Source organism: Selenomonas sp. GACV-9 (genome assembly GCA_900116485.1).
Lineage (GTDB): Bacteria > Bacillota > Negativicutes > Selenomonadales > Selenomonadaceae > Selenomonas_A > Selenomonas_A ruminantium_G.
This window is the reverse complement of record FPAX01000024.1, coordinates 1-8,761: the sequence shown is the minus strand read 5'-3', so window position 1 is coordinate 8,761 and position 8,761 is coordinate 1. Positions and strand designations below refer to the sequence as shown.

The 8,761-nt window shown below is 54.4% G+C and carries 6 protein-coding genes; all 6 read left to right on the top strand.

What is annotated here, in order from left to right; genetic code table 11:
- Nucleotides 1-382: 382 nt before the first annotated feature.
- The 6 genes from BM322_RS12455 to araA all read left to right on the top strand — a co-directional run bounded on the left by BM322_RS12455 (nucleotide 383) and on the right by araA (nucleotide 8,434).
- A complete protein-coding gene (locus tag BM322_RS12455; protein WP_075430971.1) occupies nucleotides 383-1,192 on the top strand; it encodes a Cof-type HAD-IIB family hydrolase in 810 nt (269 codons plus the stop codon).
- Nucleotides 1,193-1,203: 11 nt separating this feature from the next.
- On the top strand, nucleotides 1,204-2,940 hold the full coding sequence (ade, locus tag BM322_RS12450) for an adenine deaminase (protein WP_075430969.1): 1,737 nt from the start codon (nucleotides 1,204-1,206) through the stop codon (nucleotides 2,938-2,940).
- A 192-nt stretch (nucleotides 2,941-3,132) separates the two neighbouring features.
- Nucleotides 3,133-4,554: a sugar porter family MFS transporter gene (locus BM322_RS12445; RefSeq protein WP_075430967.1), complete on the top strand. Its 1,422-nt coding sequence runs from the start codon at nucleotides 3,133-3,135 to the stop codon at nucleotides 4,552-4,554.
- 29 nt (nucleotides 4,555-4,583) lie between these two features.
- Nucleotides 4,584-6,194, top strand: coding sequence for a xylulokinase (locus BM322_RS12440; protein WP_075430964.1), 1,611 nt, complete (start codon nucleotides 4,584-4,586; stop codon nucleotides 6,192-6,194).
- Between the two features lie 43 nt (nucleotides 6,195-6,237).
- Nucleotides 6,238-6,966: an L-ribulose-5-phosphate 4-epimerase gene (locus BM322_RS12435; RefSeq protein ID WP_075430962.1), complete on the top strand. Its 729-nt coding sequence runs from the start codon at nucleotides 6,238-6,240 to the stop codon at nucleotides 6,964-6,966.
- A gap of 43 nt (nucleotides 6,967-7,009) precedes the next feature.
- Nucleotides 7,010-8,434: an L-arabinose isomerase gene (araA, locus tag BM322_RS12430; RefSeq protein WP_075430961.1), complete on the top strand. Its 1,425-nt coding sequence runs from the start codon at nucleotides 7,010-7,012 to the stop codon at nucleotides 8,432-8,434.
- The last annotated feature ends 327 nt before the right edge of the window (nucleotides 8,435-8,761 follow it).

The following is an 8,761-nucleotide window of genomic DNA, read 5'->3' as shown; positions in this document are numbered from 1 at the left end:
CCGTTACCAAAGGGGCGAACGGGGTAGTGCTTCTTTCTGTCTGGAGCGACTGTCCTGCGCAGCAGGACTGGGCCGTAATCGCATAACCTAGAAAGAACTATGTACGTCGCGACCTGGTAACGGGAGCAGGTAACTAAGTCCGTAGTTTTGGTCGTACGGTCCATTCAGCGGAAACAGAAAAAGTACTACCCCGTGAACCCCGAGCTGCGTACTATCGGGATTCCGTTCCGCACGAACTAACAGACAAACTGCAATTTTGTAGAAAGGTGCAGTTTGTCTGTAAATATCAGGTTTTATTTGAAATTGTTACATATATCAATTGTTGCTGCAGGGGATATACGTTATACTACAAGCAGTAAAATATGGATAGGAGCGGAGATTTATGGTTAAGATTGTATTTTCGGATATTGATGGCACGTTTCTGACAATGGACAGCAAGGTAAGCCCTGTTACAGCGGCTGCTGTGCATAAGCTTATGGCTGAGAAAATACCGTTTGTCCTGGTTTCTGCACGGATGCCGGAGGCTATCTATCCTTTGACGGATGCCATTGGCATCACGATTCCTATCATCAGCTATAGCGGTGCACTCGCGCTGACGGAAACAGGGGAAGTGCTGGGCAGTGTGACCATGGATGCTGTGGATACGGCACGGCTGTTGTCTGTCCTGGCAGAAGATTATCCCGAGGCCGTGGTGAATTATTACGCAGGTCATCATTGGTATGTGCAGGATATCGAGGCGGAGATGGTGCAGACGGAGGCGCGTATCACGGAGGCACAGCCGCAAGTGGCTGATTTCAGTGAGCGCCTGGCTGCTGCTGAGGTGCCGCATAAGATCCTGCTCATGGGGGAGCCAGAGCTTTGTGAACGGGCTGAGCGTGAGCTTTCGGCACGGTTCCCGATGTTCCATGTTGTCCGCTCCGCACCATATCTGCTCGAAATCATGGACAAGTCGGTATCGAAGGCCAGTGGCATCGATGTCATGCTGAAACATTTTGGTCTGACAGCGGATCAGGCACTTTCCTTTGGCGATAATTACAACGATATCGAGATGTTAGAGCTCACTGGCCGCAGTGTCGCAATGGGCAATGCACCTGAGGAAATCAAAAAACTGGCAACCGATGTTACGGCCTCGAATACCGAAGATGGGCTGGCAGTTTTTCTCGAAAAAGAGATTTTTGGCGACAAGAAATAGGGAGATGACTAATGGACAGGCAAAAGCTCATGCGCGTGGCGTTGGGAGAGGAACCGGCGGATCTTGTATTGAAGGGCGGGCAGGTATTTGCAGGTTTCACGGGAAAGTTCAGAGTTTGTGATATTGCTGTCAGTCAGGGCTGTATTGCCGGACTGGGGACGTATGATGGCCCTTGCGAGGTGGACTTGCAGGGAAAGTATGTCACGCCTGGATTCATTGATGCGCATGTGCATATCGAAAGTTCGATGCTGACACCAAATGGTTTTGCGCGGACCGTGGTGCCGCGAGGGACGACGACCGTAGTGGCTGACCCGCATGAAATCGCTAATGTGGCAGGTATTGAGGGCATCCGCTACATGATGGATGAGGCGGCGAAGATACCACTTTCGGTCAAATTCATGCTGCCATCCTGTGTGCCAGCTACGGGCCTTGAGGATAATGGTGCTTGCCTGGAGGCAGAGGATTTGCGGCCGCTGCTGGAGCATCCTGATGTCCTTGGCCTGGGCGAAATGATGGATATGGCCGGCGTGCTGGCAGGCGATAAGGCTGTCTGGCAAAAGCTCGCGTTGCTGCAGGACAGTGGCCTGGTGGATGGTCATGCGCCCTTGCTGGCCGAAAAAGCGCTTATGGGCTATGGGGCTGCCGGTATCATGTCCGATCATGAGTGCGTGACGCCTGAGGAGGCAGAACTGCGTTTGGCTGCTGGTATGTATCTGCTGATTCGCGAAGGGTCGGCGGCCCATAATCTGGAGGCTCTGCTGCCTGTAATAACGGCAGAAAACAGCATGTTCTGCTGTTTCTGCACCGATGACCGCCATCCTGGCGACCTGTTGTCTGCCGGTGGCATCAATGCGATGGTACGGCAGGCCGTGGCGTGGGGGATTCCGGTTTCCCGTGCCTTGCAGATGGCGACGGTCAATACGGCGCGCTATTTCGGCCTGCGTGACTGCGGTGTCATTGCGCCGGGACGGCGGGCGGATCTGCTGGTCTTCGACAATCTCAGCGACTGGGAACCGGTACAGGTATATACGCATGGCCAGCTCAGTGCCGAGCAGGGTCAGCCGTGGGGGACGCAGTGGCCGAGTCAGGGGCAGCAGGTGATGCCAGCACGGCTGGCTGAGTCCGTGCATATGGCCGCAGGGGAGGTTTTTTCGCTAGCCTTGCCTCTGGCGGGAATAAAGGCCAATGTTATTGAGCTGGTTCCACGGCAGTTATTGACCCGGCGGTGTTTTATGACAGTGCCGGTAAAGGCGGGGCTGGCTGTGGCTGATCCTGTCAAGGATATCCTCAAACTGGCCGTATGGGAGCGCCATAAGGGGACAGGAAGGCATGGTATCGGTCTTGTCAAAGGTTTTGGCCTGCAGCGTGGCGCTATTGCGCAGACTATTGGTCATGACAGCCATAATCTCATCGTCATCGGGGCAGATGATGCCGACATGCAGCTGGCGATGACGCATTTGGTGGCCTGTGGTGGCGGTGTGGTCATCGTGGATGGCGGCAAGGTCTGCGAGTGCCTGGAACTTCCTGTGGGCGGCTTGATGACGGCGCAGCCGGCTGCGCAGGTGGCTGAACAGGCCAAGCGGATGGAGACGCTTGCCTATGCGCTGGGTGTGCGGCCTGCATATGACCCGTTCCTTACGCTGGCGTTCCTAAGTCTGCCAGTTATTCCCGAATTGAAACTCAGTGACCGTGGTTTGGTGGATGTAGAGGCGGGCAGGATTATCGCCATTGACGAGAACATGAACTAAGAGGATGCCAGTTTTCACTGGCATTACTGGCGAAATAGTCAGAAAATACGGCACGTTCTTATAAATTTGTAATAAATAAAGAGCAATAAAAAAGTTGACAAAGTTGGATGGGCATGATATATTTTAAACATGAAATGTGCTCGAACACAATTTAAAAGATACCACTTAAAACCTATATGGAGGGGATATGAAATGAAAACAAGCACAGGTAAAAGTGCAGGCAAGAAAATTTCTAGCAAGTTCATATATTTCTTTGGTTCCTTTGGTGGCATTTTGTTTGGCTACGACATCGGCGTAATGACCGGTGCACTGCCATTCTTGCAGAATGACTGGGGCTTGCAGGGGAATGCAAGCGTCATTGGCTGGATCACTTCAGCCGTCATGTTTGGTGCGATTTTCGGTGGCGCTCTGGCTGGACAGCTTTCTGACCGCCTGGGCCGTCGCAAGATGATCCTGCTTTCAGCACTTATCTTTATCATTGGTTCGGTTCTTTCCGGTATTGCTCCGCAGGACGGTACGCTTTATCTGATTGCTGTACGCACGCTCTTAGGTCTTGCTGTTGGTGCTGCATCGGCACTGGTTCCGGCCTATATGTCGGAGATGGCTCCAGCCCGGCTGCGCGGCAGCTTGTCCGGTATCAATCAGACCATGATCGTATCCGGTATGCTGCTTTCCTATGTTGTCGACTTCCTGCTCAAGGACATGCCTGAGATGATTGCTTGGCGCTTGATGCTCGGTCTGGCAGCAGTTCCGGCTGTCATCCTGTTCTTCGGTGTCATGCATCTGCCGGAATCCCCGCGTTTCCTCGTTCGTGGTGGCAAGCTGGCCGAGGCTCGTCAGGTACTTTCCTGCATCCGCTCGGAGGCTGAGGTTGAGGCAGAGCTGGCTGACATCCAGGCTACGGCCCGTGATGAGCAGCAGGCAAAACAGTCCACGTCGCTTTCTACCCTCGTTTCGAACAAATACCGTTATCTCGTTGCTGCCGGTGTAGGCGTCGCAGCCTTCCAGCAGTTCCAGGGCGCAAACGCCATCTTCTACTACATCCCGATGATCGTGGAGCAGGCCACCGGTCAGGCTGCCAGCTCGCAGCTCATGTGGCCGATTATCCAGGGCATCATTCTCGTACTTGGTTCACTGGTATTCCTGGGCATTGCCGATCGTTTCAACCGCCGCACGCTGCTGACGGTAGGCGGCACGGTCATGGGCCTGTCCTTTATCCTGCCGGCAGTGCTCAACAGCCTGATTCCGGGCATGGATCCGATGATGATCGTATTCTTCCTCTGCATCTATGTAGCGTTCTATTCCTTTACCTGGGCGCCGCTTACCTGGGTTATCGTCGGCGAGATTTTCCCGCTGGCTATCCGCGGCCGTGCGTCGGGTGTGGCATCGTCCTTCAACTGGATCGGTTCGTTCCTCGTTGGCCTGCTGTTCCCAATCATGACGGCTACGATTTCGCAGGCAGCAGTATTTGCTATCTTTGGCGTTATCTGCCTGCTCGGTGTGGCCTTTATCCGCAACTGCGTACCGGAGACCCGCGGCCATACCCTCGAGGAAATCGAGGCTGCTGGTACTCGCCATGGCGAGGAAGATGCGGAGCCTGTATTGACGCATTAAACGCATGAAATGACTATGGGGGACTACTGATGGAACTTATGAAGAATGCCGCCAGCATCGAAAATGGCGAAACGGCCCTGGGCATTGAGCTCGGGTCCACAAGAATCAAAACTGTGCTCGTGAACAGAAACTGCGAGACTTTGGCATCAGCCAGTTATGAGTGGGAAAACCAGCTGGAGGACGGTATCTGGACCTATGATCTAGACCGTGCCTGGGCTGGAATCCAGACCTGTTTCACGCAGGTAGCCGCCGATGTCCGCAGCCGCTATCATGTATCCTTTACGAAAATCGGCGCCATCGGCGTCAGCGCGATGATGCATGGCTATCTGCCCTTTGATGCAGAGGGCCGCCAGCTGGCTGGTTTCCGCACCTGGCGCAACAATATCACGGGTGAGGCTGCCGATGCCCTGACGCAGGAGTTTGATTTCAACATCCCGCAGCGCTGGAGCATTGCGCATCTCTATCAGGCTATCCTGAACGGAGAGGAGCATGTGGGCAAGATCAGTTTCCTGACGACACTGGCTGGCTATATCCATTGGAAATTGTCGGGGGAGAAAGTCCTGGGCATCGGCGATGCCTCGGGCATGTTCCCGATTGACAGTGCAACTGGCGACTATGATGCTGGTATGCTGGCAAGATTTGCACAGCTTGAAAAGGTGCAGCCGTACAGCTGGAGTCTGAAGGACATCCTGCCGCAGGTCCTCAAGGCCGGCGAAAAGGCTGGGGTGCTGACGCCGGAAGGCGCACGGCTGCTGGATCCGTCGGGTAAGCTCGAATGGGGCAGCCTGATGGCACCGCCGGAAGGCGATGCTGGCACCGGCATGGTGGGCACGAACAGTGTCCGCAAACGCACGGGCAATATCTCCGTGGGTACGTCGGCGTTCTCGATGAATGTTCTCGATGCGCCGCTCAAGGAAGTCCATCAGGATATCGACATGGTCACGACGCCGGATGGCGCTCCTGTAGCCATGGTGCATACGAATAACTGCTCGTCAGATCTCAATGCCTGGGTTTCGCTGTTTGGCGAATTTGCCGAGGCGATGGGACACGGGCTCAAACCCGATAAGCTCTACGGCCTGTTGTTCAATCAGACGCGTCTAGCCGATAAGGATGCCGGCGGACTCCTCAACTATAGCTGCCTGTCCGGCGAGAATATCACCCGTGTGGAGCAGGGACGTCCGCTCTTCCTGCGCACGCCTCACAGCCATATGAATCTGGCGAACTTCATGCTGTCGCAACTCTATGCAGCGTTTGCACCGCTCAAGATCGGCATGGATATCCTTGTCCGCGAGGAAGGCGTTAAGACGGATGTCATGATTGCCCAGGGCGGCCTGTTCCAGACGCCGGTCATCGGGCAGCAGGTGCTGGCCGATGCGCTGGGCATCCCCATCACGGTCATGGAAACGGCCGGTGAGGGTGGCCCGTGGGGCATGGCTGTGCTTGCAGTCTTTGCCAAATGGGGAATGTCCGAGGAGACGCTGGCCGATTTCCTCGATGCACATGTCTTCCGTAATCCCAAGAGCACGACGCTCACGCCGAATGAACAGGGCGTAGCCGGCTGCCAGGCCTTCATCAAGGCTTACCAGGCAGGTCTGGCCGTTGAGAAGAAGGCCGGTACGGCAGTCAAGGAAACGGCTTGATCGAAGTATAGTCAGGAATTCCAGTCAAGAAAGGAACTTTGTCATGTTAGAAGCGTTGAAGCAAGAGGTCTATGAGGCGAATATGATGCTGCCCAAGCTCGGCATTGTCACATTTACATGGGGCAATGTCTCCGGGATTGACCGTGAGAAAGGCTTGTTTGTCATCAAGCCGTCGGGGGTCCCCTATGAGGACCTCAAGGCCGAGGATATGGTTGTAGTCGATATGGATGGTCATGTAGTCGAAGGCGATATGAATCCATCGAGTGACACGATGACGCATCTGGTGCTCTATAAGGAGTTTCCGAATATCGGTGCCGTAGTCCATACCCATTCCTCCTGGGCGGTATCGTTTGCTGAAGCCGGGTTGCCCATTGAGGCACTGGGAACGACTCATGCCGATACGTTCTATGGCGATGTGCCGGTGACGGAGGCCCTGACCAAGGAGGAAATCGAGGGTGCCTATGAGGAAAATACCGGCCATGTCATTGTCCGGACTTTCCGCAATCTGGGCATCGATCCTGACGCTGTACCGGCGGTACTCGTCAAGCAGCACGGTCCGTTTACCTGGGGGCCGACGCCGAAAAAAGCCGTGGAAACGGCAAAAATCCTCGATGTCGTGGCTGAGATGAACTACCATGCCTTGCAGCTTACGCGGGCGGATGAACGCGTACCGCAGTTCCTGCTCGACAAGCATTACTACCGCAAGCATGGCGCCAATGCCTACTATGGGCAGAACAATGCCAAATCAAACAGCGGGGTCACGCACCGCTGAGTACACAGCATTTCTTTAATACCAACTGAAGGGAAGAATTATCATGTTAGAGACAAAAGATTACGAGTTTTGGTTTGTGGCTGGCAGCCAGTTCCTTTATGGCGAAGAACAGCTCAAGAATGTGGCGCGTGATACGCAGGATATCGTAGACAAGCTCAATGCCAGCGGCAAGCTGCCGTATAAGGTTGTCTGCAAAGGCGTCATGACGACGGCTGATGGCATCACGCAGTTCATGAAGGATGTCAACTATCACGATGAAGTCGCTGGTGTCATCACCTGGATGCACACCTTCTCGCCGGCCAAGAATTGGATCCGCGGTACGAAACTGCTGCAGAAACCGCTGCTGCATCTGGCTACGCAGTACCTCAATGAGATTCCCTATGCAACGATTGACTTCGACTACATGAACCTCAACCAGAGTGCGCATGGTGACCGCGAGTACGGCTATCTGAACTCCCGTCTCGGCATCAACAACAAGATTGTCTATGGCTTCTGGGGCGATGAGGAAGTACAGCAGGAAATCGCAGACTGGCAGGATGTAGCTGTAGCTTACAATGAGAGTTTCAAGATCCGTGTCTGCCGTTTTGGCGATACGATGCGCGATGTTGCTGTAACTGAGGGCGACAAGGTCGAGGCCCAGATCCAGCTCGGCTGGACGGTGGACTACTGGCCGGTGGGTGAGCTTGTCGAAGTCATCGATGCCATCGATGAGAAGGATGTTGATGCAGAGTATGAGAAACTGCAGCGTGACTACACGCTGAATCCGCAGCACAACAGCGCTGAGAAGTTTGAGGATTCGGTACGCTATCAGCTGCGTGAGTACCTCGGTATCAAGAAGTTCCTCGACGAGAAAGGCTATACGGCATTCTGCACGAACTTCCAGGATCTCAAGGGGCTCAAACAACTACCGGGCCTTGCAGCACAGCTTTTGATGCGTGATGGCTATGGTTTCGGCGCCGAGGGCGACTGGAAACATGCAGCTCTCACGCGTCTGCTCAAGATCCTGTCTCACAACGACCGCACGGTATTCATGGAAGACTACACTCTCGATCTGCGCAAAGGTCATGAGGCTATCCTCGGTGCGCATATGCTCGAGGTCGATCCGACGATTGCCAGCGACAAGCCGAAGGTCGAGGTACATCCGCTGGATATCGGCGGCAAGGATGATCCGGCACGTCTGGTATTCACAGGTGCCGATGGCGATGCCATCGATGTGACGATTGCTGACTTCCGCGATGGTTTCCGCATCATCAGCTATCCGGTAACCTGCCGCAAGGCTGAGGCTGAGACGCCGCATCTGCCGGTTGCTAAGCAGCTCTGGACGCCGAAGGTCGGTCTCAAGGAAGGTGCGACCCGTTGGATCGAAGCTGGTGGCGGACATCATACGGTACTGAGCTTCACGATCAAAGAATCCCAGCTCCATGACCTGGCAGTTATGCTGGGCACGGATTTGGTAGAAATTTGCTAACCCCTGAATAACAGATATAAGTTCCCCAGAAAAGTCCGTTGACTCGAAAATACAGAGTCAGCGGACTTTTCTTATGCAAAATTGCAGTTTGTCTGTTAGTGCGTGCGGGAAGAAAAAACGAAAATACGCAGCTCGGGGTTCACGGGGTAGTACTTTTTCTGTTTCCGCTGAATGAACCGTACGACCAGTTCTACGGACCTAGTTACCTGCTCCCGTCACCAGGTCGCGACGTACATAGCTCTTTCTAGGTTATGCGCTTACGGCCCAGTCCTGCTGCGCAGGACAGTCGCTCCAGACAGAAAGAAGCACTACCCCGTTCGCCCCTTT